Below are 24620 nucleotides of genomic sequence, written 5' to 3'. Positions count from 1 at the left end.
GGCAGCAGGGAATTTTTGCCCGCGACGACGATCAAAAGCCCGCATAGGCCGATGCCTTGGTCCTGCATATCAGAATGCAAAAGTAGGAGCTCTTCATGTTCACCAAGCAGCGTTTGATTATTGTCGCAACTGCTGTGGCCCTGTTGTCCGGCTGCGCTTCACCTAATCCTTACGACAACCAGGGACAAGCCGATGGCGGTTCCCAAGGCGTGAGCAAAACCGCCAAATACGGTGGCCTCGGGGCTCTCGCGGGCGCATTGGCCGGCGCGGCGATTGACCATAACAACCGTGGCAAAGGCGCGCTGATTGGCGCTGCGGTGGTGGGTGCATCGGCGGCCGGTTACGGTTATTACGCCGACCAGCAAGAGAAGAAACTGCGCGCGAGCATGGCCAATACCGGCGTTGAAGTGCAGCGTCAGGGTGATCAGATCAAGTTGATCATGCCGGGTAACATCACGTTCGCCACTGATTCGGCGAATATCGCTTCGAGCTTCTATCAGCCGCTGAACAATCTGGCGGGTTCGCTTAAAGAGTTCAGCCAGAACCAGATCGAAATCGTCGGCTACACCGACAGCACCGGCAGCCGTCAGCACAACATGGACCTGTCGCAGCGTCGCGCGCAGAGCGTAGCGACTTACCTGACCTCGCAAGGTGTCAGCGGCGCCAACCTCTCGGCCCGCGGCGCCGGCCCGGACAACCCGATTGCCAGCAACGGCGACGTCAACGGCCGCGCGCAAAACCGCCGCGTCGAAGTCAACCTCAAAGCCATCCCGGGCCAGCAATACGGCGCCGACCAGCAGCAAGGCTCCGTGCAGCAATACCCGTAACGTACCCATGGACAAATGCCATACCTGTAGGAGCAAGGCTTGCCCGCGAAGGCATCGTGTCAGACGACAACACTATCGCCTGACACGGCCCCATCGCGAGCAGGCTCACTCCCACAGGGACCGAGTAGTCATGGACGAACGCCATTCCTGTGGGAGCAAGGCTTGCCCGCGAAGGCATCGTGTCAGACGACAACAATATCGCCTGACACGGCCCCATCGCGAGCAGGCTCGCTCCCACAGTGGATCGAGTAGTCATGGACGAACGCCATTCCTGTAGGAGCAAGGTTGACACGACTCCTGTGGGAGCAAGGCTTGCCCGCGATGAGGCCCGACAGGGCAGCGCAGATTTCGGATCAACCACAAAAAAGCCCTCGGACGAGTGATCATCCGAGGGCTTTTTGTATCGCGCGAAACCTGCTTACTTCTTCAGGCCGTAATGCTCATCGAGCATGCCCGGTGCGTTCGGGGCTTTTGGAGCGTAGTCGCGAGGCGGTTCCTGATTGCGCGGCGGCGTCAGGCGTTCCCGTGGCGCCACAGCAGCGTCGGCGTGCAGCGCAGCCAGCAAGCGTTGGCGAGTCTGCTCGTCCAGGGCCAGACGGTTGGCACCCTCGGCGAGATGATCCTGCACTTCCTGGTAGCTCGCAGTCAGTTTCTTGACCAGCGTGGCAGTGCTGTTGAAGTGGGTAACCACCTCGTTCTGATAACTGTCGAAACGTTCCTGAATATCATCCAGCTGACGTTGCGTGCGGTTAGGCGCGGCGTTCGGCACCAGACGAGCGATCAGGAATCCAATGGCGACACCCACAACCAGGGCAAGAGTCGGCAACAACCAAACTAAGAGCGAGTGTTCCACGAGTCCTTCCTCTATAAACGGCTTTGCTTTACGTTAACGGCTCGAACCTGCGCTGTATACCGCGATGTACTCGCAATAGATCGGCACAGACAATTTGCTAGACGAGTCGACCCGATTCGAGGTCACGGAGTTCCTTCCTTGCTTATGCGCGAAACCCCTGTAGTGATTGATGGCCCCGTCGGCCAACTGGAAGCCCTTTACCTGGGCAGCGACGAACCTCGCGGCATCGCGCTGATCTGCCATCCGAACCCGGTGCAGGGCGGCACCATGCTCAACAAAGTTGTGTCGACGTTGCAGCGCACGGCGCGCGACGCCGGGCTGATTACTTTACGTTTCAACTATCGTGGCGTCGGCGCCAGCGCCGGCACGCACGACATGGGCACCGGCGAAGTCGACGATGCCCAAGCCGTCGCCGCGTGGCTGCGGGCCAAACACCCGGATCTGCCGCTGACGCTGTTCGGTTTCTCTTTCGGTGGATTTGTTGCAGCAAGTCTCGGCGGACGCCTGGAAGCGCAGGGCGAACAGCTGAAACATCTGTTCATGGTCGCACCCGCAGTTATGCGCCTCGGTGATCACGATCAGCTGCCGCAACACGGCGAGGTGACTCTGATCCAGCCTGAAACCGACGAAGTCATCGATCCGCAAATTGTCTACGACTGGTCCGAGCAACTCGAACGCCCCCATGAGCTGCTGAAAGTGGCAGAATGCGGACACTTTTTTCATGGCAAGCTGACCGATCTCAAGGATCTTATCCTGCCGCGTCTTTCGAATTGATTGCAGTCTGACAAGCGATTACCCATGACGACCCGTACCCGAATTCTCACCGGCATCACCACTACCGGCACGCCGCATCTGGGCAACTACGCCGGCGCTATCCGCCCGGCGATCCTCGCCAGCCGCGACAGCAATGCCGATTCGTTCTATTTCCTGGCCGACTACCACGCCCTGATCAAATGCGATGACCCGCTGCGCATCCAGCGCTCGCGTCTGGAAATCGCCGCGACCTGGCTGGCCGGTGGCCTCGATGTCGACCGCGTGACCTTCTACCGCCAGTCCGACATCCCGGAAATCCCCGAGCTGACCTGGCTGCTGACCTGCGTTGCGGCCAAAGGCCTGCTCAATCGCGCGCATGCCTACAAGGCTTCGGTGGACAAGAACGTCGAGACTGGCGAAGACCCGGACGCCGGCATCACCATGGGTTTGTACAGCTACCCGGTGCTGATGGCGGCCGACATTCTGATGTTCAACGCGCATAAAGTGCCGGTCGGTCGTGACCAGATCCAGCACGTGGAAATGGCCCGCGACATCGGCCAGCGCTTCAACCATCTGTTTGGTCAGGGCAAAGAATTCTTCACCATGCCCGAAGCGCTGATCGAAGAAAGCGTCGCCACGCTGCCAGGCCTCGACGGTCGCAAGATGTCGAAGAGCTACGACAACACCATTCCGTTGTTCAGCAGCGCCAAGGAAATGAAAGACGCGATTTCGCGGATCGTCACCGATTCGCGCGCGCCGGGCGAAGCCAAGGACCCGGACAATTCGCACCTGTTCACCTTGTTCCAAGCCTTCGCCACCCCGGCGCAGTCCGACGAATTCCGCAGCGAACTGTTGCAGGGCCTGGGCTGGGGCGAAGCGAAAAATCGTTTGTTCCAGCTGCTCGACAGCGAACTGGGTGAGTCCCGCGAGCGTTATCACCAGTTGATCGAACGCCCGGCAGACCTCGAAGACATGCTGCAAATCGGCGCCAAAAAGGCCCGTTCGGTGGCCACGCCGTTCCTTCAGGAATTGCGTGAAGCGGTCGGCCTGCGGTCTTTCGTGGCGCAGACCCAAGTCGCGGCGACCACTAAGAAGAAAGCCGCGAAAGCCGCGCGTTTTGTCAGTTTCCGCGAGGACGACGGCAGTTTCCGCTTCCGTTTGCTGGCCGCCGATGGCGAGCAGTTGCTGCTGTCGCGCAACTTCGCCGACGGTAAATCCGCCGGTCAGGTGACCAAACAACTTCAAGCCGGCCAACCACTGGACGTGCGCAGCGAGGACTTGAGCTTCAGCGTCTGGCTGCAAGGCGAGTGTGTCGGCGACAGCCCAGAGTTTGCTGACAGCGCCGCACGCGACGTGGCCATCGAGGCCTTGCGCGTTGCACTGACACCGGTTCAGGAATAAATCAGCGGCTCGACCCGACCAAGGGCCGATTGCCATATCCCCGGGCCGTCGCTACAGTGACGGCCCGTTTTTGTTGCCTTGCTAACGAATTATGACGCCCCTAGAACGATATCAAGCTGATCTGAAACGCCCGGACTTCTTCCATGACGCCGCGCAGGAAACTGCCGTGCGTCACTTGCAGCGCCTGTACGACGATCTGGTCGCGGCCTCGAACGTCAAGCCGGGCCTGTTCGGCAAACTGTTTGGCAAGAAAGATCAGGCGCCGGTCAAGGGCCTGTACTTCTGGGGCGGCGTTGGCCGTGGCAAGACTTACCTGGTCGATACGTTCTTCGAAGCGCTGCCGTTCAAGGAAAAGGTGCGGACGCACTTCCACCGCTTCATGAAACGCGTGCACGAAGAAATGAAAACCCTCGGCGGCGAGAAAAACCCGCTGACCATCATTGCCAAGCGTTTCTCCGATGAAGCGCGGGTGATCTGTTTCGATGAATTCTTCGTGTCCGACATCACCGACGCGATGATTCTCGGCACGTTGATGGAAGAACTGTTCAAAAACGGCGTGACCCTGGTCGCGACCTCGAACATTGTTCCCGACGGTTTGTACAAGGACGGCCTGCAACGCGCGCGCTTCCTGCCGGCGATTGCGCTGATCAAGCAGAACACCGACATCGTCAACGTCGACAGCGGCGTCGATTATCGTCTGCGCCACCTCGAGCAAGCGGAGCTGTTCCACTTCCCGCTCAACGAGGAATCCAACGAAAGCCTGCGCAAAAGCTTCCGCGCGCTGACGCCGGAATGCACCGCTGCCATCGAAAACGATGTACTGATCATCGAAAACCGCGAAATCCGTGCCTTGCGCACCTGCGATGACGTGGCGTGGTTCGACTTCCGCGAACTCTGCGACGGCCCGCGCAGCCAGAACGATTACATCGAACTCGGCAAGATCTTCCACGCCGTGCTGCTCAGCGGCGTCGAGCAGATGAGCGTCACCACCGACGACATCGCCCGGCGTTTCATCAACATGGTCGACGAGTTCTACGACCGTAACGTCAAGCTGATCATCTCGGCCGAAGTCGAACTCAAAGACCTCTACACCGGCGGTCGCCTGAACTTCGAATTCCAGCGCACGCTCAGCCGTCTGCTGGAAATGCAATCGCACGAATTCCTGTCGCGCGCGCACAAGCCTTAGGGCATCTTCGGAACATGAAAAAGGCCTGCACATGCAGGCCTTTTTTTATGTCGAAATTCCCGATCCAGCACCGCCCCCTGTAGGAGCGAGGCTTGCCCGCGAAAGCGCGGTGTCAGGCAAAAAAGTTTCGACTGACACACCGCCTTCGCGGGCAAGCCTCGATCCTACTTTGGCGAATGGGTTCGCTGGGAGATCTCACTCATCTTTAAGGTAACGCGCCAAATCCCCCTGTCGCTGGCAACCGATCAGCAGCCACAACAGGATTCGCGCCTTGCGCGGGCACAGAAATCCGGCCATTGCTGCACCTTTGCGGATCAAGTCCATCTCGCCGCCGATAAAACCATAAGAGCACTGCGCGGTTGAGCCCGACCCCGTGCGCGTGGCGACGATCACCGGGATTTTCTGCGTAATGCCTTCGATCACCGCCGCCCATTGCCCGGAAACATGCCCGGCGCCGAAACCCGCGATTACCAAACCGTCGTAGCCCAGATCGACAATGTTCTCGAGTAACAACGTGTCGGCGGACAGCGACGCTTCCAGCAGTGCGACTTTGGCACAGCGTTGCGGCATCGGCAAAACCCGTCTCTGCGCGGGAGGGCGCAGATAGCGCACGGTGTTTTCGATGAGCAGGCCGACCGGGCCGGACACCGGTGAGGCGAACGCCTGCAGCGCCAGCGAATCGATTTTACGCACCGCATTGGCTGCGTGAATCTGCCCGTTCATCACCACCTGAACACCGCGATGACGACTGTTTTCTGCCAGTGCGACGCGGCAGGCATCCTGCAAGTTCGCCGGGCCATCCGCGCCGGCCTGGGCGGCTGAACGCATGGCGCCGGTCACGACCAACGGCTCATTGTGGTTCCACAGGTAATCGAAGAACGTCGCGGTTTCTTCGAGCGTGTCGGTGCCTTGGGTGATGACCACACCCACCGCACCTTGGCTGATTTGCTCATTGGCCCAGTGCAACACGCTCAACAGGAACTCGAAATCCAGTGAAGCGCTGGGCAGCAGGCCGAGGGTTTCCACGTTGATCCGGGCCAGCGTCGATAACTCTGGCAACGATTGCAGCAAGGTTTCCCCGCTGACGGTCGGGATAACCCCTTCACCGGCATGGCTGGCTTGCATGCTTACGGTGCCGCCGAGCGCTGCGATGGCCAGTTTGGGCAGGTCCATGTGATACCTCGATTGCCTGTCAGGAGAAGGAACTGTATCCGCAGTGTCTGCGAGATACAGCCCCAGGGCGACGCGCATCATTGAGCGATCAGCATTCCGATAAACGGAATGATCAGCAGTGTGCTGATGGCCATCGACAACACATTGCCGATAAAACCGTGCATGTACGACGGCAGGCGTTTACTGATCGCGCAGGCGAGCGGAGGCGCGATCAATGCGCCGAGCAGCGCGCCCATCACCATGACCTCCAGAGTGCCGCCGTGGGTCAGAACCGCGGCCGGCACCACCGAGACCAATGGAACGTAGGTGGGATACCAGCCGAGCACCATCCAGTGGCGACGCCAGATCAGCACGCCGATCAGCGAGGTCAACGCCTGCGCCGCGAGCAATTGCGGGAGCAGACCTGTGCCATACACCGGACTGGTCGGGTTCAAGGTGAACGCCAGCAAGGCGCCCGCGATCAACCCGAGGCTGGCCCATTCATTGCCGAAGAACGGCGCTTCGGAAAAGTCCGCCAATACCCGGCGTAACGTCCATACAACGCCGTAGTCGGGTGTTTTCGCGACGACGGGCGAGGGCGCAGCAGTGGCTGGCTCTGCGCTCCAGTCGGACTTCACCAACCCCGGCACGTAACGACAGAGCAAAAAAGCGCCGACGCTGGCGACAGCCATGCCCGTGACGTTGCCGATTACCACCGGCAGCCCCAGCGGATTGCACACGTAATTGACGATCAGCAAACACAACGGCGTGACAAACACCGCGCCCATGATTGCGCCGTTGATCGCGACCTTCCAACCGCCGCCGAATATCAGCACCATCGCTGCCGGCAACGACACAAACGCGGCAAATGTCGGTTGCCAACTGGTGGCCGTAACGGTCCAGCCCCACAGCAGGTTGCTCAGCAGCAGCCCGAGCAACGAACTGGTGACCAGCCATGGCCATAAGCCGCTGCCGTAGCTGATCGCAAAGCCTTGCCAGGCTTTACCGGTGCGATTGGCCCAATAGGCGAGGTAGGCGCCTGCGAGCAATCCGATTGAAGCGAACTCATGTTTGTAGAAGGCGACCTCGCTGATGTCGCCGATGATCCAGCGCAACCAGGCACTCGGCTCCGGCAGGCTCGTTACCATGTGACTGTAGTCCGGCCAATGCGCGGACCAGGTTGTGCGGTAAGTGAATGAAAGCCAGGTGATCAACAGGGCGGTACCGATCAACAACCAGATGATCGTTACGTCCAGCGGTGACCTGCCGGCCAGGCGGTTCTGCGCTTTTGTGTTTTCCATCAGTCATGGCCCCTTATCAGCGCGGCAGACAAGGGTGCTGGGTGTAACCGAGCATCGCGTCATACAGGTCGGCGCGGCGATCGCGATGCAAATCGTTGAGACTGTTCCAGATCGGCGCACTGCGCGAACTGGTGAGGTCGATGTCGGCAAACAGGATTTCCTGCTGGTCCGCCGACGCGACCTTACCAATCGGCCAACCGTTGGTGCCGGCGATCAGCGAGCAACCGAGGTAACGCGCCCCGCGCTCTTCGCCAATCCGGCTCGCCGCCGCGATAAACACATTGTTGACGTGCGCCGCGGTCATCGTCAGGTACGACGCCATGCACTTGCCGGCGTCATCGAACAGCGGCGGCGGGGTCCATACCCAATTGTTCAAACTGCAAATAATGTCGGCGCCTTGCTGACTCAAAATGCGCGGCACTTCCGGGAACCAGATGTCCCAGCAAATCAACAGACCGATGCGGCCGATCGGTGTGTCGAACACCGGGAAACCCGTGTTGCCAGGGGTGAACCAGAGTTTTTCCAGGTTCCACAAATGCGCCTTGCGGTACTTGCCGATAAAGCCGTCAGGCCCGACCAGCACGCCAGTGTTGAACAGCTGCGCGCCGTCGCGTTCGGTCAACCCGGCGACCAGGTAAACGTTGTGCTGGCGAGCAAAATTCACCCAGCTCTGCACGGTCGGGCCAGCGGGTACGGCCTCTGAATGCGCAAACGCATCCTGCCGATTGTTGAAAAAGTAACCCGTGGTTGAAAGCTCCGGCAGCACGATCAGATTTGCGCCGTCATTGGCTGCTTGCAGCGCTAAATCCAGGGTGTTGCGCAGATTGGCTTCGCGGTTCTCTAGCCCGACTTGTGGATCGAATTGCACGACTGCTACACGAACAGGGCTGGTTGGCTCACTCATTCCCGATGACCTCTTTTTATTGTTGTTCACGCTGTTGGATTGGCGTGTTCATAAGAGTCGAATCGGCAAAAGCGTGTAAGTCAGCCACTTCCGTTTAACTTGTAGTCCTTATCCTTAAGTACAAATTGTTCTGCGGGCAGTGCGTCAGGGCGATTAGCTCCTGACGACGTAATGCGGGTAGTCACTCAGCGCAAAACCACCGTTAAAGGTCGCGGCGGTCTTGCTGCAAATATGGATGACCGCATCCACGGCACCGCGAAAACACGGTTCGGTCCAGCCGGCATCCACCGAGAATGATTCACCGGAAAAATACAGGCCCGACACGTGCCCGAAGTCGCGGTTGTACTTCATCAGGCTCACCGCATCGTAGTAAGTGCCAGGCCGGTACAACTTGGCACAACCCAGCGCATTTTTATCGCTCATCCAGCGATGCACTACGGCTTGATCAAGGCCAATGTACGGCGAGATTTTTTCCTGGACATTGGCCGAGTTCATCAGAATGCGGTCCAGTTCATTGGCGCAGCGGGTGACCAGCTCCTTGTCGCTGAAGAGGGCGAGTTTGCTGGCGTCATCCTCCCAGGTGTAACTGAGCAAAATGCAGTCGTAGCTGTAGTTGTCGTTGTAGCGATAGGTGTAGACATCGTGGATGAAGCTGTCGGTGACGATGGCTTGCGGGATATTGGTGTTCTTCGACAGGAATGATTTTTTTAACGGTGCGAAGACTTTGCAACTGGTCTCCCAGTGCGCGGTTTTATAGGCGTTGATGGTCGCGAAGGGCAGCATCTGCTCGGTGAAGTTTTCGAGCCGGATCCGGGTTTCGATCAGCCAGGAGGGCAGGGTCATGATCACTGAGTCGAAGTCATCGAACTGCTCCAGCGCGTGCTCGGGTTGGCTGTGTTTCCAGTCGTAGTAAACGCGGATTTTCTGGTTCGGCAATTTTTGCAGTTTCGTCACGGAGGAGTCGGTGAGCAAGCCGTTGCCTCGTTCCGCGCAGTGTTCGTAGAAAGACTTCGCGGTTTCCTCGGTTCGCATGAACAGCAGGCATTCGTTGAGCGCGGCGAGCCCGATGTAGCGCGGGCGTTCGAAGCTCAGGCCTCTGGAGTCGAAAACCGCTTCGTCGTGCAAACTTGGCGAATCCAGCGGCTCGCCCATCGCGTCCACACGGCCGAGGATCAATTGCAATCGGCTGCTGAACCCGAAAATGGCGGTGCGCAATGGATAGAGCGAGCAGACGTCGTAAAACGCTCCCCAACTGCCGTCGCCGATGCCGATGGCGTAGAAAATCGCCGACTCTTCTGGTGACATGCCCATTCCACCGAAATCCCCCGGCGCGTGCTCATCGCAGGCTGACAGGACCGGAAGGCGTACCAGATCGCGGAAAGATACACCTTGGTATTTTTCGACAATGGCGGCCCACATTGCTTCCCACGCTTCGCTGGCGTAAACGTTTGCAACGTGGCGGGTCATGCGGTCGGCGAAGGCTTTCCACTTCGCATAAACCCTTTGCAGGTCTGCGCCGGGTGGCGGTGTCTGGCCATCAGCGTTCTTCCAGATCAGCATGTGTGGGCTCGGCCCGTCGCCCAGGCTGCCTTCGCGCAGATAGATCCCGGTCGAGCTGACCCATTGGCTGCCGGGATTGGCGAAGTCTGCATGCGCGAGGTCGAAGGCTTTGGCGTAGTAAGCCATCAGCGAGCGGCCTTCCGTGGCTGCTTCGCCAGCGCGGTTGAAGAAGGGCATACGCATCGCGCCCATTTCAAACGGTGTATGCGGTTTGCTCGATTTCGCGCTTCCGGCAACCGTCAGGTGGCGGCCGCCGATGCGTCGGGCTTGCTCGATCAAGGTGATGTCGGTGAAGCCGCATCGGTACAGTTCGCGTGCCGCCGTGAGCCCAGTGACACCGGCACCGATGATGCAGATTTTGTGTTGCAGGTCAGTTGCCTTGGCGATGCCGTTTTCCTGTTCGACCAGTGCTCGATAGTCGAAACACAAGTCGGGTGGATTGGGAAAACGCGCTTTCCACTTGTCTTTGGCCGAGCGCTTGGTTCGATGGCTGCCGAGTACGGATGACGGGTAGCTGTAGCCTGAGCCGATGGTCATTGTCGATCTTCCCTGATGATGTTGACTGGGGAAGATCTTGAGGGATCGAGCGGGCGGCGGATATCAGCCAAGTGCCGCGCGTAGAGGGTCTGAATTCCGTTTGTTATGTGGGAAAAATACCTCTTCAGGCGCGCTGCGAAGTCACCCTGTAGGAGCAAGGCTAGCCCGCGAAAGCGCAGTGTCAGGCGATAAAGTTTCGACTGACACACTGCCTTCGCGGGCAAGCCTCGCTCCTACGTTGAGAGCGTTTGCGGGCAGCCTCGCTCCTGCATTTCTGGAGGGTGGTTGGCCTCAAGCCGCTTGCTGGAACTGCTGCCGGTACTGGTTCGGCGACAGTTCTGTGTGCTGACGGAACAGGCGCGCGAAGAAGCTGGCGTCGTCGTAGCCCACTTCGTAGCTGATGGTTTTGATGCTTTTGCGGCTGCCGGACAGCAAACCCTTGGCGGTTTCGATGCGCAGGCGTTGCAGGTAATGCAGCGGTTTGTCACCGGTGGCGGTCTGGAAGCGGCGCATGAAGTTGCGGATGCTCATGCCGTGTTCGCGCGCGACGTCTTCGAAGCGGAATTTGTCGGCGAAGTGTTCTTCGAGCCAGTGCTGGATCTGCAGGATGATTACGTCCTGATGCAGCTTCTGCCCGCCGAAGCCGATGCGGCCCGGCGCATAACTGCGCTGCACTTCGTAAAGAATGTCGCGGGCCACGGCTTGGGCGACGTTGGCGCCGCAGAAGCGTTCGATCAGGTAAATGTAGAGGTCGCACGCCGAGGTGGTGCCGCCGGCGCAGAACAGGTTGTCGGCGTCGGTCAGGTGTTTGTCCTGATTGAGTTGAACGCGCGGGAAGCGCTCGGCAAATGCGTTGAAAAAGCGCCAGTAAGTGGTCGCTTCCTTGCCGTCGAGCAGCCCGGCCTCGGCGAGCCAGAACACCCCGGTGGCTTCGCCGCACAACACTGCGCCGCGTGCGTGTTGCTCGCGCAGCCACGGCAGCACTTGTGGATAACGTTTGCAGAGTGTGTCGAAGTCATCCCAGAACGCCGGGAGGACGATGATGTCAGCGTTTTCGAGGCCGCCGTCGACCGGCATGATCACGTCGCTGAAGCTGTTCACCGGTTTGCCGTCGGGGCTGACCAGCCGCGTTTCGAACGCCGGTGTCAGGCCGTGGCCCAGCTGTTTGCCGTAGCGCAGGCTGGCCAAGTGGAAGAAATCCTTGGCTTGCATGAGGGTGGAAGCGAAAACCCGGTCGATAGCCAGGATACTGACGCGCCGCAGGGGCGTGGAGACTTGGTTAGACATAATTCAACTTTATTCTTATAGGGGAAAGTGGTCACCAGACGGCTGGATCGTCTTATTTTTTGTCTGATGTGTCCAGTGTCCTGTCGCGCACGCGCGGCTTAGGCTCTGGAGGTCCATCCCGGCTAATAAAAACCACAGGTGCCGCATGATCCCCAGAACCTTGTTCAGCTCCGAGCACGAACTCTTTCGCGACAGTGTGCGAACGTTCCTCGAAAAAGAGGCCGTGCCGTTCCATGGGCAATGGGAAAAACAGGGCTACATCGACCGCCAACTGTGGAACAAGGCAGGGGAGGCGGGGATGCTCTGTTCGCATCTGCCGGAGGAATATGGCGGGCTCGGCGCGGACTTTCTCTACAGCGCAGTGGTGATTGAAGAAGTTGGCCGTCTGGGCCTGACCGGGATCGGTTTTTCGCTGCATTCGGATATTGTCGCGCCGTACATCCTGCATTACGGCAGCGAAGCGCTGAAGCACAAATACCTGCCGAAACTGGTGTCTGGGGAGATGGTTACGGCGATTGCCATGACCGAGCCGGGCGCCGGTTCCGACCTGCAAGGGGTGAAAACCACCGCGGTGCTGGACGGCGATGAGTACGTGATCAACGGTTCGAAAACCTTCATCACCAACGGTTATCTCGCGGACCTGGTGATCGTCGTCGCCAAGACCGATCCGAAGGCCGGCGCCAAGGGCACCAGCCTGTTTCTGGTAGAAGCCGACACGCCGGGTTTTGCCAAGGGCAAACGTCTGGAAAAAGTCGGAATGAAGGCGCAGGACACCTCGGAATTGTTCTTCCAGGACGTGCGCGTGCCCAAGGAAAATCTTTTGGGTCAGGCCGGGATGGGGTTCGCTTATCTGATGCAGGAATTACCGCAGGAACGCCTGACGGTGGCCATTGGCGGCTTGGCTTCGGCCGAGGCGGCGCTGCAGTGGACGCTGGATTACACCCGCGAGCGCAAGGCGTTCGGCAAGGCAATTGCGGAATTCCAGAACACCCGTTTCAAACTCGCCGAGATGGCCACCGAGATTCAGATTGGTCGGGTTTTCGTCGACAAGTGCCTGGAGTTGCACTTGCAGGGCAAGCTCGATGTGCCGACCGCAGCGATGGCCAAATACTGGGGCACTGACCTGCAATGCAAGGTTCTCGATGAATGCGTGCAGTTGCATGGCGGTTACGGATTTATGTGGGAGTACCCGGTCGCGCGGGCGTGGGCGGATGCGCGGGTGCAGCGGATTTACGCGGGGACCAACGAAATCATGAAGGAGATTATTGCGCGGTCGCTTTGACCTGAGGTGGCTGGGCGGGCGCCTTCGCGAGCAAGCTCGCTCCCACATTGATCGCATTCCAATGGGGGAGCGAGCTTGCTCGCGATTGGGGCTATGAATCGATCAAGGCGCCGGGTTCGGATGATCCTTGTGAATCGCTTCGATCCCCGCCAGCACTTCATCGGAAAGTTTCAGGTCGAAACTGGCGATGTTGCTGTCGAGTTGCTCCAGCGTGGTCGCGCCAATAATGTTGCTGGTCACGAACGGTTGCTGGGTGACGAAGGCCAACGCCATCTGCGCCGGATCCAGACCGTGCTCCCGCGCCAACGCCACGTAACGGCTGCACGCTGCCTCGGATTGCGCATTGAAATAGCGGCTGAAGCGGCTGTAGAGGCTCAGACGGCCCTTCGGCGGACGCGCGCCACCTTCGTACTTGCCCGACAGGAAACCAAACGCCAGCGGCGAATAGGCCAGCAAGCCGCACTGTTCGCGAATGGCGATTTCCGCCAGGCCGACTTCGAAGCTGCGGTTCAGCAGGTTGTACGGGTTCTGGATCGACACCGCGCGCGGCCAGCCACGGGCTTCGGCCAGGGCGAGGAAGCGCATGGTGCCCCACGGCGTTTCGTTGGACAGGCCGATGTGGCGGATTTTGCCGGCTCTGACCTGTTCGTCGAGCGCTTCGAGGATGTCTTCGAGCGGCGTCAGGTTGGCTTCAATCTTGTGCTTGTAGCCCAACTGGCCGAAGAAATTGGTGCTGCGTTCCGGCCAGTGCAATTGATACAGATCGATGTAGTCGGTCTGCAGGCGCTTGAGGCTGGCGTCCACGGCTTCGGTGATGTGCTGGCGGTTGTGGCGCAGGTTTTTGTCGCGAATGTAGTCGATGGTGTTGCCCGGGCCGGCGATCTTGCTGGCGAGGATCCAGTCGGCACGATCGCCGCGACTCTTGAAGTAATTGCCGATGTAGCGCTCGGTGGTGGCGTAGGTTTCGGCCTTGGGTGGCACGGGGTACATTTCGGCGGTATCGATGAAATTGATCCCGGCGCTTTTGGCCCGTTCAATCTGGGCGAAGGCTTCAGCCTCGCTGTTTTGCTCGCCCCAGGTCATGGTTCCGAGGCAGATTGCACTCACGTTCAGATCGGTTCGGCCTAGCTGTCGATAATCCATCGGGTGCTCCTTGGGCAAAACAATCATAAAAGCAGGTTGAATATTTTTTCGCAATCTGCATAATTGCCCACCTCTTTATGCAGTGGAAGTGATGCGCCGCCTGCGGAAGAGATCTTGCCGTTGAACGGACGCGCCGACCCGAGCCCCCGATAGCGTCTGTATCCGGCTGCCTTTGACTTGTCAAAGCACGCACTATTCAGTAAGATCCGCCGTCTAATTTACAGGGCGGCCCCTGAGGCTATTAAAGAATGACAACTTTTACTGCAAAACCAGAAACAGTTGTGCGCGACTGGTTTGTCGTCGACGCCGCTGGTCAGACCCTGGGTCGTCTGGCTACCGAAATCGCGAGCCGTCTGCGTGGCAAGCATAAAGCCGAGTACACTCCTCACGTTGACACCGGCGATTACATCGTCGTTATCAATGCCGAGCAGGTTCGTGTAACCGGTGCTAAAACCACCGACAAAATCTACTACTCCCACTCCGGTTTCCCGGGTGGCATCAAGTCGATCAGTTTCGAAAAACTGATCGCCAAGAAGCCTGAATCCCCGATCGAGATCGCGGTTAAAGGTATGCTGCCGAAGGGCCCACTGGGTCGCGACATGTATCGCAAGCTGAAAGTCTATGCGGGCGCTGCTCACCCTCATGCTGCTCAGCAGCCCCAAGAACTGAAGTTTTAACGGAATAGTTCATTATGTCGGCGACTCAAAATTACGGCACTGGCCGTCGCAAGACCGCAACCGCACGCGTTTTCCTGCGTCCGGGTACTGGTAACATCTCCATCAACAACCGCACCCTGGAAAATTTCTTCGGCCGCGAAACTGCCCGCATGGTAGTTCGTCAGCCGCTGGAACTGACTGAGACTGTCGAGAAGTTCGACATCTACGTCACCGTGATCGGTGGTGGTGTAAGTGGTCAAGCTGGCGCAATCCGCCACGGTATCACTCGCGCACTGATGCAGTACGACGAAACCCTGCGTGGCGCTCTGCGCAAAGCTGGCTTCGTTACTCGCGATGCTCGTGAAGTTGAACGTAAGAAAGTTGGTCTGCGTAAAGCGCGTAAGCGTCCGCAGTACTCGAAGCGTTAATTCGCTTACACGTTCAAAAAGAACGCCCTGCTCCTCACGGAGCCGGGCGTTTTTTTATGCCTGCGTTTTATCAAAGAATTGCGCTGTGACAACTTGCCACAGCCGTAGAGCCCCTATACTGCAAGGCTTGGCACTGGAGCCCTTGGGTAATTACCTTGTCAGGATTGGGGCTTTTCATTACCATTCGGCAAAATTTTTATAAGTACATAGATTTAACTTAGTAGATGCCTGATTTAACAGGCCACAAAGCTGATGGGAGAGGACTGAATGAGCAATGACGGCGTGAATGCAGGCCGGCGTCGCTTCTTGGTAGCAGCCACATCCGTGGTGGGTGCTGCAGGAGCGGTGGGGGCTGCGGTCCCGTTCGTGGGGTCATGGTTTCCCAGTGCCAAGGCGAAAGCCGCAGGTGCACCGGTGAAGGTGAATGTCAGCAAAATCGAACCAGGTCAGCAGATGATTGCTGAGTGGCGCGGTCAGCCGGTGTTCATTGTCCGCCGAACCGAGGAAATCCTGGGCAATCTGAAAAAGATCGAGGGCCAGTTATCTGACCCGACCTCCAAGAACTCGACACAACCGACCTACGTCGATCCAGAAACGCGTTCGATCAAGCCAGAGGTCCTGCTGCTGATCGGTATCTGCACGCACCTGGGTTGCTCGCCGACTTTCCGCCCTGAAGTGGCACCTGCTGATCTGGGCAAAGACTGGGTAGGCGGTTATTTCTGCCCTTGCCACGGTTCCCACTACGATCTGGCTGGCCGCGTCTACAAGTCGCAACCTGCGCCTTTGAACCTGCCAGTTCCCCCGCATTCCTATGAGACCGATGACATCATTGTCATTGGCGTCGATACGGAGAAAGCGTGATGAGCAAGTTCATGGATTGGGTTGATGCGCGCTTTCCCGCGACCAAAATGTGGGAAGACCATCTCAGCAAGTACTACGCCCCGAAGAACTTCAACTTCTTCTATTTCTTTGGTTCCCTCGCACTGCTCGTTCTGGTCAACCAGATCGTCACCGGTGTCTGGCTGACCATGAGCTACACCCCGTCGGCGGAAGAAGCGTTTGCCTCCGTCGAATACATCATGCGCGACGTCGAGTACGGCTCGATCTTGCGTCTGTTGCACTCCACCGGCGCCTCGGCGTTCTTCATCGTGGTCTATCTGCACATGTTCCGTGGCTTGCTCTACGGTTCGTATCAGAAGCCGCGGGAGTTGGTGTGGGTCTTCGGCATGTTGATTTACCTGGCGCTGATGGCTGAAGCGTTCATGGGTTACCTGCTGCCGTGGGGCCAGATGTCGTACTGGGGCGCCCAGGTGATCATCTCGCTGTTCGGCGCGATTCCGGTGATCGGCAACGATCTGACCCAGTGGATTCGTGGTGACTACCTGATTTCCGGGATCACCCTGAACCGCTTCTTCGCGCTGCATGTGGTCGCCCTGCCGATCGTGATTCTCGGTCTGGTGGTGTTGCACGTTCTGGCGCTGCACGAAGTCGGTTCGAACAACCCGGACGGCGTCGACATCAAGAAATTCAAGGACGAGAACGGCGTACCACTGGACGGCATTGCCTTCCACCCGTACTACACCGTGAAAGATATCGTCGGTGTCGTGGTGTTCCTGTTCATCTTCTGTTCGATCGTGTTCTTCTTCCCGGAAATGGGCGGTTACTTCCTCGAGAAGCCGAACTTTGAAGTGGCCAACGCCTTCAAGACCCCAGAGCACATCGCTCCGGTCTGGTACTTCACGCCGTTCTACGCAATCTTGCGGGCGATCCCGGACAAGCTCCTCGGCGTTATCGCCATGGGCGCGGCGATTGCGGTGCTGTTCGTCCTGCCGTGGCTCGACCGAAGTCCGGTCAAGTCGATGCGCTACAAAGGCTGGCTGAGCAAGATCTGGCTGTGGTTGTTCTGCATTTCGTTCGTGATCCTCGGTGTATTGGGCGTATTGGCCCCGACGCCAGGGCGCACGTTGCTGTCGCAGGTGTGTACCTTCCTGTACTTCGCCTACTTCATTCTGATGCCGTTCTACACCAGGCTCGAGAAGACCAAACCGGTTCCGGAAAGGGTGACTGGCTGATGAAAAAGCTATTTGCTGTACTGATTCTTGCTGCTTTGCCTGTGTTTTCTTTCGCTGCCGAACATGGTGCGGAACTGGAAAGTGTCGACATCGACGTTTCCGATAAAGCGGCCATGCAGGATGGCGCACGTACGTTCGCCAACTATTGCATGGGTTGCCACAGTGCCAAGTTCCAGCGCTATGAGCGCGTGGCCGACGATCTGGGCATTCCTCACGATCTGATGCTGAGCAATCTGGTGTTCACCGGCGCCAAGATCGGCGACCACATGAACATCGGCATGCAGCCGGCAGACGCCAAGACCTGGTTCGGTGCCGCACCGCCAGACCTGACGCTGGTGGCCCGTGTACGTGGCACCGACTGGCTCTACGGTTACCTGCGTTCGTTCTATGAAGATCCATCGCGTCCGTGGGGCGTGAACAACAAGGTGTTCCCGAACGTCGGCATGCCTAACGTGCTCGTCGGCCTGCAAGGTCGTCAGGTGATCGGCTGCAAACAGGTGCAGGTCGTCGAGGATGGCAAGAAGCAATATGATCCGCTGACCGGTACACCTCTGACCCATGAAGCGTGCGATCAAATGACCATCGTGCCGAAAACCGGGACCCTGACCGAAGAGCAGTTCGATGAGAAGGTCAAGAATCTGGTAACCTTCCTCGCTTACTCGGCTAACCCGGTTAAGCTGCAGCATCAGCGCATTGGTACGTATGTTCTGTTATACCTCGCGTTCTTCTTCGTATTCGCTTACTTGCTCAAGCGCGAATACTGGAAAGATGTGCACTGATAAAGCTTCAAGCAATTGCTGTTAATCGCGCGCGCCCAAGGGCGCCTCTGAAAGTGTAACGAGTCTGCATGCAGACGTTACGGGAGGCGCCCTCTGGGCGCGCTCGTTTTTCCGCTTACGATAATTTCTACAAGCGAGGAGGACCGCCATGGGCGTGACCAATCGGTTGGCCTGTTACTCCGACCCCGCCGACCACTATTCCCACCGAGTACGCATCGTGCTCGCAGAGAAGGGTGTCAGCGCCGAGATCATTTACGTGGAGGCTGGTCGTCAGCCGCCTAAACTGATCGAAGTGAACCCTTACGGCAGCTTGCCCACCCTGGTCGATCGTGACTTGGCGTTGTGGGAGTCGACCGTGGTGATGGAATATCTGGATGAGCGTTACCCGCACCCGCCTTTACTGCCGGTTTACCCTGTAGCGCGTGCGAACAGTCGTCTGTTGATTCATCGGATTCAGCGTGACTGGTGTGGCCTGGTGGATCTGATCCTGGATCCCAAGTCCAAGGAAGCCGCTCGCGTTGTTGCTCGCAAAGAGCTGCGCGAAAGCCTGACAGGTGTGTCGCCGTTGTTCGCCGACAAGCCGTTTTTCCTCAGCGAGGAACAAAGTCTGGTGGATTGCTGCCTATTACCAATACTCTGGCGTTTGCCGATTCTGGGTATTGAACTGCCGCGGCCAGCCAAGCCGCTGCTTGATTACATGGAGCGCTCTTTCGCGCGTGAGGCTTTCCAGGCGAGTCTGTCTGGCGTCGAACGCGATATGCGCTAAGGCTTAAGGAGCCGCTATGAACTCCAGTCGACCTTATCTGGTCCGCGCGCTCTACGAGTGGATTGTTGATAACGATTGCACCCCGCACATGCTGGTCAATTCCGAATATCCGTCGGTGCAGGTGCCACAGGGTTTTGCCAGTGACGGCCAGATTGTCCTGAACGTATCGCCGGCAGCCGTGCGTCACTTGCACATGGACAACGAAGCGGTCAGCTTCGAAGGGCGCTTCGGTGGCGTTCCGCATACTCTGTTCGTGCCTATCGCTTCGATCCTGGGCATTTACGCCCGGGAGAATGGCCAAGGCATGGTGTTCGATCTGGAGTCGCCTCTGGAAGACGACGACGAGATCGAGCCGGATGATGAACTGCCGCCACCCGACAACGAACCGCCGCGTCCCAGCGGTCGACCCAGTTTGAAAGTGGTGAAATAAAAAAAGGCGATCCGCGAGGATCGCCTTTTTTTATTTCGGTAGGAGCCAGGCGGATGTCAGTCGATGTATTCGAATAATTTGACGATCTTCTGCACACCGGCAACGCTCTGCACCAGATTGGTCGCCTGAGTGGCTTCCTGTTTGGTCAGCAGGCCCAGCAGATAAACGATGCCGTTTTCCGTCACAACCTTGATGCGCGAGCCGGGGATGTTGGCGTCGGCGAGCATCTGGGTTTTGATTTTGGTGGTCAGCCACGCGTCATTCTGACGCGCGATGAAGCCGGACGGCGGCAGCACTTGCAGCTCGTTGTGGACTTTCTTCACGCGTTGCACGGCGGAAGCCGCCTGTTCAGCCTTGGCTTTCAAGTCGGCGGTAGGCGTTTGCCCGGCCAGCAGCACCACGCCGTTGAAGCTGGTGACGACGATGTGCGAGTCGTTATCGAGTGCCGGATCGGCCTTGGCGACGTTGACGCCGACCTTGGTGTCGATCAGCGAGTCGTCGATTTTGCTGCCGAAGGTGCGCGTGCCACGGTCATCTTCGATCGGCGCTTCACGGCTGGCTTTAACCACCGAGGTGCAGCCGCTGATGCCGAGGCACAGGGTCAAGGCCAGAAGGCCTAGGCGATTAGGGGTCATTCTTCACTCCCGAACAGTTGGCTGTCGATCAAGTCGCATAAGCAATGGATCGCCAGCAGGTGAACTTCCTGGATACGTGCAGTGACGTTGGCCGGGACGCGAATCTCCACGTCCTCGGGCAAAAGCAGCGACGCCATGCCGCCGCCATCGCGACCCGTCAATGCTACGACAATCATTTCGCGATCATGTGCGGCCTGGATCGCTTGAATAATATTTGCCGAGTTGCCGCTGGTGGAAATCGCCAGCAACACATCGCCCGGCTGGCCGAGCGCGCGGATCTGTTTGGAGAAGATTTCGTTGTAGCTGTAATCGTTGGCAATCGAGGTGATCGTCGAGGTGTCGGTGGTCAGCGCGATGGCTGGCAGGCTCGGACGTTCGCGCTCGAAGCGGTTGAGCAGCTCCGAAGAGAAGTGCTGGGCATCACCGGCAGAACCGCCGTTGCCGCAGGAAAGCATTTTGCCCTCGTTGAGCAGGGCGTTGACCATCACCTGGCTGGCTTGCTCGATGTGCGGTGCAAGTACGTCCATCGCCTGCTGCTTGGTGTCGATACTGGCCTGAAAAAGCTGGCGAATTCGGGATTGCATGTCCATCTGTGTGACCTTAATTAGCGCGGCTACCTGGCACAAGAATGTGCAGCCCGCAAAGCAAAGAGCAAAAGTGTTGGGTGAAGGTGTCCGGTTCGGGGTGCAAGCGATCAGCTGTCGAAGGCATTCTGCAACCAGTTCAACTGATCAAGGCTGCTGTCGATGGCAACCACGTCGAAGCGGCAAGGGGAATTGGCCCAACGCGACTCGCGCTGAAGAAAATACTGCGCGGCGAAAATCAGTTTCTGCCGTTTGCGCCCATCGATGCTATCGAGCGCGCCGCCCCATTGAGTGTTTTTTCGGTAGCGGACTTCAACGAATACTACTGTATCGCCATCAAGCATGACCAGATCAAGCTCGCCGCGTTTGCACAACCAGTTCTGCGCCAGCAGGCGCAGACCGTGTTGTTGCAGATGCTCGAGCGCATGGCGCTCGGCATCCTTGCCGCTTTGCTGGCGTGACCTGTCAGGCATCAGCGCGGGGTGTCCGGCAGGCGTTGAACCTGACCGCTGACAAACTGCGCCCAAGGCAACTGGCGGACTACGCGTTGGTTCTGCGTCATGCCGAGGCTGCCCGACTCACCTTCGATGCGGCTGTCCGGCAGGGCCTTGAGTTGGCCCAGGCGTGGCGCCAGGCGATATGCGTCAACGCCCATCGCGTAGAGGCGGCCGAGGCTGCCAGCGGCTTGTGGCCATTGTGCGGTGACCTGTTTGCGCAACGGATCGTTGGCATCCAGCAGCCAAGGCGTTTCGCAGAAGCGCACGCCGTTCATGTCGTTGTACTGATTGACGTCGCCGCTGGCGCTGAACACGTGGGAAGTGGCGTAGACCGGCACGTCGCCCGCGTATTGGAAGTTCAGGGTCGGTTTGATCTGTTGCGCCTGTTGCGGAGTGGCAGCGAGGAAGATGAACTCGATGTCCTGGCTGCGCGATGGCTGGGCCGCGACTTGCGAGCCAACTGTGCTTTGCAGCGACTTGGCGCGACCTTCGCTCTGACGCAGCTTGAACATGTCAGCGATCTGCTGGGCCAGTTGCACCGGCTGATCAACCCGTTCGACGGCGACGATGCTGCCACCGTTGGCCTGCCAGTCCTGGCTGAATGCCTTCAGTACGCGGTCGCCCCATTCGCCTTTCGGCACCATGGCGGCAGCGCGATGCAGACCGTCGGCGCGAGCACGACGCGAAACTTCGCGCGCTTCGTCTTCAGCCGCCAGACCAAACTGGAACAACTGCGCCGGACCTTGTTCACCTTCGCTGTAGTTCAGCGCGAGGGTGGTGATCGGCAATTGCGGGCGAGCGCTGAGCTGTTTGACCAGCGGCTTCTCCAGCGGACCGACAACCAATTGCACGCCGTCAGCCTGAGCCTTGCGGTAGAAATCATCCATCGAGGTCAATTTCGACGTGTCATAAAAAACAATCGCTGGCGGTTGCTGCCCGGCCTGTTGCGCCTGGTAATGCGCGGCCATGAAGCCCTCGCGCAGTGCCTTGCTGACTGCTGCCAGCGGACTGTCCGGCGCTTGCGGCAACAGCAGGGCGATTTTGCTCAGCGGCTGGCTCGCCAGTTCCTTGAGTTTGCTCAGCGGCAGCGGCAATTGCACGGCGGCGGGGTGTTTTGGATTCTGCGCGCGCCAGGTGTCGATCGCCGCTTGCTGCTGTTCCAGCGTGCCGGCCGTTTTCACCGCCAGCGCCAGGCTCATCCAGCCGCCGAGATCATCGGTGGTGGTCGGCTGCAATTGATCGGTAGGCAACGAGGCGATCAAGGTCCAGATCGCTTCGTGGTTCTTGGCGGCGGCTTCACCTTCGAGCATCGGCGCAATAAAGATGCGCTCGCGTGCAGCGGCGAGGGTCTGGCCATCAGCTTCAAGGGCACGGGCGTGAACGGTGCCAGTGCGTACTTGTTGCTCGACCGGCAGTTCACCCAGGCGTTGCAGGCTCGGATGGCTGAGGGCGGTCAGCGCTGCTTTCGGCTGATTGCGCGTCATTGCCAGCTCGGCCGCCAGCGTACTGGCGAACACCTGTTGGCCCGGCTTCAGTTGCTCGATTGGCACCTGTTGCAGGATTTGCGCGGACTGGCCGGCATTCCCCTGTTTGTAAGCCAGGTCTGCCGCGCTCAGGCGAAACAGCGCAGCTTGTTCCGGGGTTTTGCTTTGCGCAGCTTTTTCGAGCAGTTGCTCGATGCTGGCGTCCGGGGTCCGTGGAAGTTCGCCAAGGCTGGAGGAGGGCGAGCTGGCGCAAGCCGCCAGCAAGGCAGCGAGGCAGAGGGCAGATAACAGCCGCAGGCAAGCGATCATGTAAGTGTTCCCGATACTCGATCAAATTAGCGTGGAATTGTACCCAAGCACTGGCCGGGGCGCGATGTTAGTGGTGTGAAACGGTCAATTTAGCTCGTGTAAATGTTGCAGCGCTGCACAAAGGGTCGCAAAACCGAGGTCGGCTGGTGTCTGTCGCCAGCGTCACTACGCGTTACAATGCCGGCTTTTACCGATCATGAGGTGTGCGCTTTGACTGCTCCAGGTGCTTTGAATTCCGCTGCTGGCTCGCTTTATGTGGTGGCGACGCCCATCGGCAACCTGGATGACATCAGTGCCCGCGCGCTGAAAATCCTCCGCGACGTCGCGTTGATCGCCGCCGAAGACACGCGGCACTCGCAACGCCTGATGCAGCATTTCGGTATTCCGACGCCGCTGGCCGCCTGCCATGAACACAACGAACGGGATGAAGGTAGTCGCTTTATCACGCGTCTGCTGGCCGGCGACGATGTAGCGCTGATTTCCGACGCAGGCACGCCGCTGATCTCCGATCCGGGTTATCACCTGGTCCGTCAGGCGCGCGCGGCGGGCATCAACGTGGTGCCGGTGCCGGGCGCCTGCGCGCTGATTGCCGCACTGTCGGCGGCGGGGCTGCCGTCGGACCGCTTTATTTTCGAAGGTTTCCTGCCGGCCAAGGCAGTCGGCCGTCGCGCACGTCTGGAGCTGGTCAAGGAAGAGCCGCGCACGCTGATCTTCTATGAAGCGCCGCACCGTATCCTTGAATGCCTGCAAGACATGGAGCTGGTGTTTGGTGGCGAGCGCCCGGCGCTGCTGGCCCGCGAAATCACCAAAACCTTCGAAACCCTCAAAGGCCTGCCGCTCGCCGAATTGCGCGAGTTCGTCGAGTCCGACAGCAATCAGCAGCGCGGCGAGTGCGTGGTGCTGGTCGCAGGTTGGTCGGCGCCGGAAACCGAAGATGCGGTCAGCAGCGAAGCGATGCGTATCCTCAATCTGTTGCTCGAAGAAATGCCGCTCAAACGCGCCGCTGCGCTGGCCGCGCAAATTACCGGCGAGCGCAAGAATGTGCTCTACCAGGTCGCGCTGGATAAACAGAAGGGCGAGTGAAAACCCGACGCACAGGCGCGGCCCAAGGCGTTTAGCGCTTGTTCTTCGGGCGCTGTGCCGTTAACCTTCGCGCCGGAGAGTCGATTGGACAGTCGCTGCCCTCTATGAAAATTAGGGGGGGGAGGAAAGTCCGGGCTCCATAGGGCGAAGTGCCAGGTAATGCCTGGGAGGCGTGAGCCTACGGAAAGTGCCACAGAAAATAACCGCCTAAGCGCGCAAGCGACGGTAAGGGTGAAAAGGTGCGGTAAGAGCGCACCGCGCGACTGGCAACAGTTCGTGGCTTAGGTAAACCCCACTTGGAGCAAGACCAAATAGGGTCCCAAGGCGTGGCCCGCGCTGGGACCGGGTAGGTTGCTAAAGATGTCCAGTGATGGCCATCGTAGACGAATGACTGTTCAAGACAGAACCCGGCTTACAGATCGACTCTCCACTTTTTCTTCCTGCTTGAATCATCAGGCAGGTGCTTGTAGCGGGCTTTCGTGATATCGATTAGCCTTCGCTGCAAGTCATTGAAAAACCTCCGGTGTCACTTCGGTTTTCCCCGCGAACATAAACACCAGCAGACCTCTTTCGTAATACCAAAAAAATCTTACTCTTAACAAATCACTTTAACTTTCGAGCGCAGCCATCCGTGCTGAATCAAGTTATTGAGATGAAACATACGTCAGATTCTCGTTACCCCTCCTTTTACGTCGCTAAATCTCCGTTCTG

Annotated in this window: 24 protein-coding genes and 1 other RNA gene; 14 read left to right on the top strand and 11 right to left on the bottom strand. The window is 58.7% G+C overall.

Annotated features, from left to right (window positions below):
- Positions 1-95: 95 nt before the first annotated feature.
- Positions 96-827 (top strand): OmpA family protein, encoded by a 732-nt coding sequence (locus tag FBY12_RS22745; protein ID WP_145256086.1) that lies wholly within the window; start codon positions 96-98, stop codon positions 825-827.
- 418 nt (positions 828-1245) lie between these two features.
- Here the strand turns inward: FBY12_RS22745 and FBY12_RS22740 are convergent, their stop codons facing one another.
- Positions 1246-1680 carry a YhcB family protein gene (locus tag FBY12_RS22740; RefSeq protein WP_092278153.1) on the bottom strand — a complete coding sequence of 145 codons (435 nt, stop codon included), beginning with the start codon at positions 1678-1680 and terminating at the stop codon, positions 1246-1248.
- A 144-nt stretch (positions 1681-1824) separates the two neighbouring features.
- On the opposite strand from FBY12_RS22740, the gene FBY12_RS22735 reads away from it, so the two are divergent.
- The 3 genes from FBY12_RS22735 to zapE all read left to right on the top strand — a co-directional run bounded on the left by FBY12_RS22735 (position 1825) and on the right by zapE (position 5020).
- A complete protein-coding gene (locus FBY12_RS22735) occupies positions 1825-2454 on the top strand; it encodes an alpha/beta hydrolase (protein WP_145256084.1) in 630 nt (209 codons plus the stop codon).
- Between the two features lie 24 nt (positions 2455-2478).
- A complete protein-coding gene (locus FBY12_RS22730) occupies positions 2479-3834 on the top strand; it encodes a tryptophan--tRNA ligase (protein WP_121733304.1) in 1356 nt (451 codons plus the stop codon).
- A gap of 91 nt (positions 3835-3925) precedes the next feature.
- Positions 3926-5020, top strand: a complete 1095-nt coding sequence (gene zapE, locus FBY12_RS22725) for a cell division protein ZapE (RefSeq protein ID WP_092278159.1) — start codon at positions 3926-3928, stop codon at positions 5018-5020.
- Positions 5021-5215: 195 nt separating this feature from the next.
- Here zapE and FBY12_RS22720 read toward each other — a convergent pair whose 3' ends face one another.
- From FBY12_RS22720 to FBY12_RS22700, 5 genes are all read right to left on the bottom strand, one after another.
- Entirely contained in the window at positions 5216-6193 is a 978-nt protein-coding gene (locus tag FBY12_RS22720; RefSeq protein ID WP_145256081.1) for an asparaginase, read from the bottom strand.
- A 77-nt stretch (positions 6194-6270) separates the two neighbouring features.
- Positions 6271-7473 carry a threonine/serine exporter family protein gene (locus tag FBY12_RS22715; RefSeq protein WP_145256077.1) on the bottom strand — a complete coding sequence of 401 codons (1203 nt, stop codon included), beginning with the start codon at positions 7471-7473 and terminating at the stop codon, positions 6271-6273.
- 16 nt (positions 7474-7489) lie between these two features.
- The gene (locus FBY12_RS22710) at positions 7490-8377 is read right to left on the bottom strand and encodes a nitrilase family protein (protein ID WP_121733301.1); all 888 of its coding nucleotides are present in this window, start codon (positions 8375-8377) and stop codon (positions 7490-7492) included.
- A 153-nt stretch (positions 8378-8530) separates the two neighbouring features.
- Positions 8531-10474, bottom strand: a complete 1944-nt coding sequence (locus FBY12_RS22705; RefSeq protein ID WP_145256074.1) for an FAD-dependent oxidoreductase — start codon at positions 10472-10474, stop codon at positions 8531-8533.
- A 291-nt stretch (positions 10475-10765) separates the two neighbouring features.
- A complete protein-coding gene (locus FBY12_RS22700; protein WP_178111799.1) occupies positions 10766-11662 on the bottom strand; it encodes a GlxA family transcriptional regulator in 897 nt (298 codons plus the stop codon).
- 244 nt (positions 11663-11906) lie between these two features.
- On the opposite strand from FBY12_RS22700, the gene FBY12_RS22695 reads away from it, so the two are divergent.
- Complete coding sequence (locus FBY12_RS22695; protein ID WP_145256071.1) at positions 11907-13043, top strand: acyl-CoA dehydrogenase family protein; 1137 nt, start codon at positions 11907-11909, stop codon at positions 13041-13043.
- A gap of 102 nt (positions 13044-13145) precedes the next feature.
- Here the strand turns inward: FBY12_RS22695 and FBY12_RS22690 are convergent, their stop codons facing one another.
- On the bottom strand, positions 13146-14186 hold the full coding sequence (locus FBY12_RS22690) for an NADP(H)-dependent aldo-keto reductase (RefSeq protein ID WP_145256068.1): 1041 nt from the start codon (positions 14184-14186) through the stop codon (positions 13146-13148).
- A 248-nt stretch (positions 14187-14434) separates the two neighbouring features.
- Between FBY12_RS22690 and rplM the strand changes: the two genes are divergently transcribed.
- The 7 genes from rplM to FBY12_RS22655 all read left to right on the top strand — a co-directional run bounded on the left by rplM (position 14435) and on the right by FBY12_RS22655 (position 19317).
- Positions 14435-14863: a 50S ribosomal protein L13 gene (gene rplM / locus FBY12_RS22685; protein ID WP_092278175.1), complete on the top strand. Its 429-nt coding sequence runs from the start codon at positions 14435-14437 to the stop codon at positions 14861-14863.
- 14 nt (positions 14864-14877) lie between these two features.
- Positions 14878-15270 (top strand): 30S ribosomal protein S9, encoded by a 393-nt coding sequence (gene rpsI, locus FBY12_RS22680; RefSeq protein WP_003216038.1) that lies wholly within the window; start codon positions 14878-14880, stop codon positions 15268-15270.
- Between the two features lie 267 nt (positions 15271-15537).
- A complete protein-coding gene (gene petA / locus FBY12_RS22675; RefSeq protein WP_007905300.1) occupies positions 15538-16131 on the top strand; it encodes a ubiquinol-cytochrome c reductase iron-sulfur subunit in 594 nt (197 codons plus the stop codon).
- Positions 16131-17342, top strand: a complete 1212-nt coding sequence (locus tag FBY12_RS22670) for a cytochrome bc complex cytochrome b subunit (protein WP_092278179.1) — start codon at positions 16131-16133, stop codon at positions 17340-17342. Before petA ends, FBY12_RS22670 begins: the two co-directional genes overlap by 1 nt.
- On the top strand, positions 17342-18121 hold the full coding sequence (locus FBY12_RS22665) for a cytochrome c1 (RefSeq protein ID WP_092278181.1): 780 nt from the start codon (positions 17342-17344) through the stop codon (positions 18119-18121). The genes FBY12_RS22670 and FBY12_RS22665 overlap by 1 nt, the downstream gene beginning before the upstream one ends.
- 148 nt (positions 18122-18269) lie before the next feature.
- Positions 18270-18887, top strand: a complete 618-nt coding sequence (locus FBY12_RS22660; protein ID WP_047303097.1) for a glutathione S-transferase N-terminal domain-containing protein — start codon at positions 18270-18272, stop codon at positions 18885-18887.
- 16 nt (positions 18888-18903) lie between these two features.
- Positions 18904-19317, top strand: coding sequence for a ClpXP protease specificity-enhancing factor (locus tag FBY12_RS22655; RefSeq protein ID WP_092278183.1), 414 nt, complete (start codon positions 18904-18906; stop codon positions 19315-19317).
- A 56-nt stretch (positions 19318-19373) separates the two neighbouring features.
- Here the strand turns inward: FBY12_RS22655 and FBY12_RS22650 are convergent, their stop codons facing one another.
- The 4 genes from FBY12_RS22650 to FBY12_RS22635 form a co-directional block, all read right to left on the bottom strand.
- On the bottom strand, positions 19374-19952 hold the full coding sequence (locus tag FBY12_RS22650) for a BON domain-containing protein (protein ID WP_092278185.1): 579 nt from the start codon (positions 19950-19952) through the stop codon (positions 19374-19376).
- A complete protein-coding gene (locus FBY12_RS22645) occupies positions 19949-20542 on the bottom strand; it encodes a phosphoheptose isomerase (protein WP_003216190.1) in 594 nt (197 codons plus the stop codon). Before FBY12_RS22645 ends, FBY12_RS22650 begins: the two co-directional genes overlap by 4 nt.
- Positions 20543-20646: 104 nt before the next feature.
- Complete coding sequence (locus tag FBY12_RS22640) at positions 20647-21009, bottom strand: YraN family protein (RefSeq protein WP_092278187.1); 363 nt, start codon at positions 21007-21009, stop codon at positions 20647-20649.
- Positions 21009-22826 carry a penicillin-binding protein activator gene (locus FBY12_RS22635; RefSeq protein WP_145256065.1) on the bottom strand — a complete coding sequence of 606 codons (1818 nt, stop codon included), beginning with the start codon at positions 22824-22826 and terminating at the stop codon, positions 21009-21011. Before FBY12_RS22635 ends, FBY12_RS22640 begins: the two co-directional genes overlap by 1 nt.
- A gap of 177 nt (positions 22827-23003) precedes the next feature.
- On the opposite strand from FBY12_RS22635, the gene rsmI reads away from it, so the two are divergent.
- Positions 23004-23909: a 16S rRNA (cytidine(1402)-2'-O)-methyltransferase gene (rsmI, locus tag FBY12_RS22630; RefSeq protein ID WP_178111792.1), complete on the top strand. Its 906-nt coding sequence runs from the start codon at positions 23004-23006 to the stop codon at positions 23907-23909.
- Positions 23910-23985: 76 nt separating this feature from the next.
- An RNA gene (gene rnpB / locus FBY12_RS22625) (RNase P RNA component class A) lies at positions 23986-24340 on the top strand.
- Positions 24341-24620: the final 280 nt, after the last annotated feature.

The organism is Pseudomonas sp. SJZ131 (assembly GCF_007828705.1).
Classification (GTDB): Bacteria; Pseudomonadota; Gammaproteobacteria; order Pseudomonadales; family Pseudomonadaceae; genus Aquipseudomonas; species Aquipseudomonas prosekii.
Note: the sequence above shows the minus strand (reverse complement) of the source record. Positions and strands in the feature narration are given on the sequence as shown.

Coding starts and splice junctions, on each gene's coding strand:
- FBY12_RS22720 (WP_145256081.1), bottom strand. CDS start 6,193: ATGGACCTGCCCAAACTGGCCATCGCAGCGCTCGGCGGCACCGTAAGC.
- FBY12_RS22715 (WP_145256077.1), bottom strand. CDS start 7,473: ATGGAAAACACAAAAGCGCAGAACCGCCTGGCCGGCAGGTCACCGCTG.
- FBY12_RS22660 (WP_047303097.1), top strand. CDS start 18,270: ATGGGCGTGACCAATCGGTTGGCCTGTTACTCCGACCCCGCCGACCAC.
- FBY12_RS22635 (WP_145256065.1), bottom strand. CDS start 22,826: ATGATCGCTTGCCTGCGGCTGTTATCTGCCCTCTGCCTCGCTGCCTTG.
- FBY12_RS22735 (WP_145256084.1), top strand. CDS start 1,825: ATGCGCGAAACCCCTGTAGTGATTGATGGCCCCGTCGGCCAACTGGAA.
- petA (WP_007905300.1), top strand. CDS start 15,538: ATGAGCAATGACGGCGTGAATGCAGGCCGGCGTCGCTTCTTGGTAGCA.
- FBY12_RS22650 (WP_092278185.1), bottom strand. CDS start 19,952: ATGACCCCTAATCGCCTAGGCCTTCTGGCCTTGACCCTGTGCCTCGGC.
- FBY12_RS22665 (WP_092278181.1), top strand. CDS start 17,342: ATGAAAAAGCTATTTGCTGTACTGATTCTTGCTGCTTTGCCTGTGTTT.
- FBY12_RS22710 (WP_121733301.1), bottom strand. CDS start 8,377: ATGAGTGAGCCAACCAGCCCTGTTCGTGTAGCAGTCGTGCAATTCGAT.
- FBY12_RS22655 (WP_092278183.1), top strand. CDS start 18,904: ATGAACTCCAGTCGACCTTATCTGGTCCGCGCGCTCTACGAGTGGATT.
- FBY12_RS22745 (WP_145256086.1), top strand. CDS start 96: ATGTTCACCAAGCAGCGTTTGATTATTGTCGCAACTGCTGTGGCCCTG.
- rsmI (WP_178111792.1), top strand. CDS start 23,004: ATGCCGGCTTTTACCGATCATGAGGTGTGCGCTTTGACTGCTCCAGGT.
- FBY12_RS22695 (WP_145256071.1), top strand. CDS start 11,907: ATGATCCCCAGAACCTTGTTCAGCTCCGAGCACGAACTCTTTCGCGAC.
- FBY12_RS22640 (WP_092278187.1), bottom strand. CDS start 21,009: ATGCCTGACAGGTCACGCCAGCAAAGCGGCAAGGATGCCGAGCGCCAT.
- rplM (WP_092278175.1), top strand. CDS start 14,435: ATGACAACTTTTACTGCAAAACCAGAAACAGTTGTGCGCGACTGGTTT.
- FBY12_RS22690 (WP_145256068.1), bottom strand. CDS start 14,186: ATGGATTATCGACAGCTAGGCCGAACCGATCTGAACGTGAGTGCAATC.
- FBY12_RS22670 (WP_092278179.1), top strand. CDS start 16,131: ATGAGCAAGTTCATGGATTGGGTTGATGCGCGCTTTCCCGCGACCAAA.
- FBY12_RS22705 (WP_145256074.1), bottom strand. CDS start 10,474: ATGACCATCGGCTCAGGCTACAGCTACCCGTCATCCGTACTCGGCAGC.
- zapE (WP_092278159.1), top strand. CDS start 3,926: ATGACGCCCCTAGAACGATATCAAGCTGATCTGAAACGCCCGGACTTC.
- FBY12_RS22730 (WP_121733304.1), top strand. CDS start 2,479: ATGACGACCCGTACCCGAATTCTCACCGGCATCACCACTACCGGCACG.
- rpsI (WP_003216038.1), top strand. CDS start 14,878: ATGTCGGCGACTCAAAATTACGGCACTGGCCGTCGCAAGACCGCAACC.
- FBY12_RS22645 (WP_003216190.1), bottom strand. CDS start 20,542: ATGGACATGCAATCCCGAATTCGCCAGCTTTTTCAGGCCAGTATCGAC.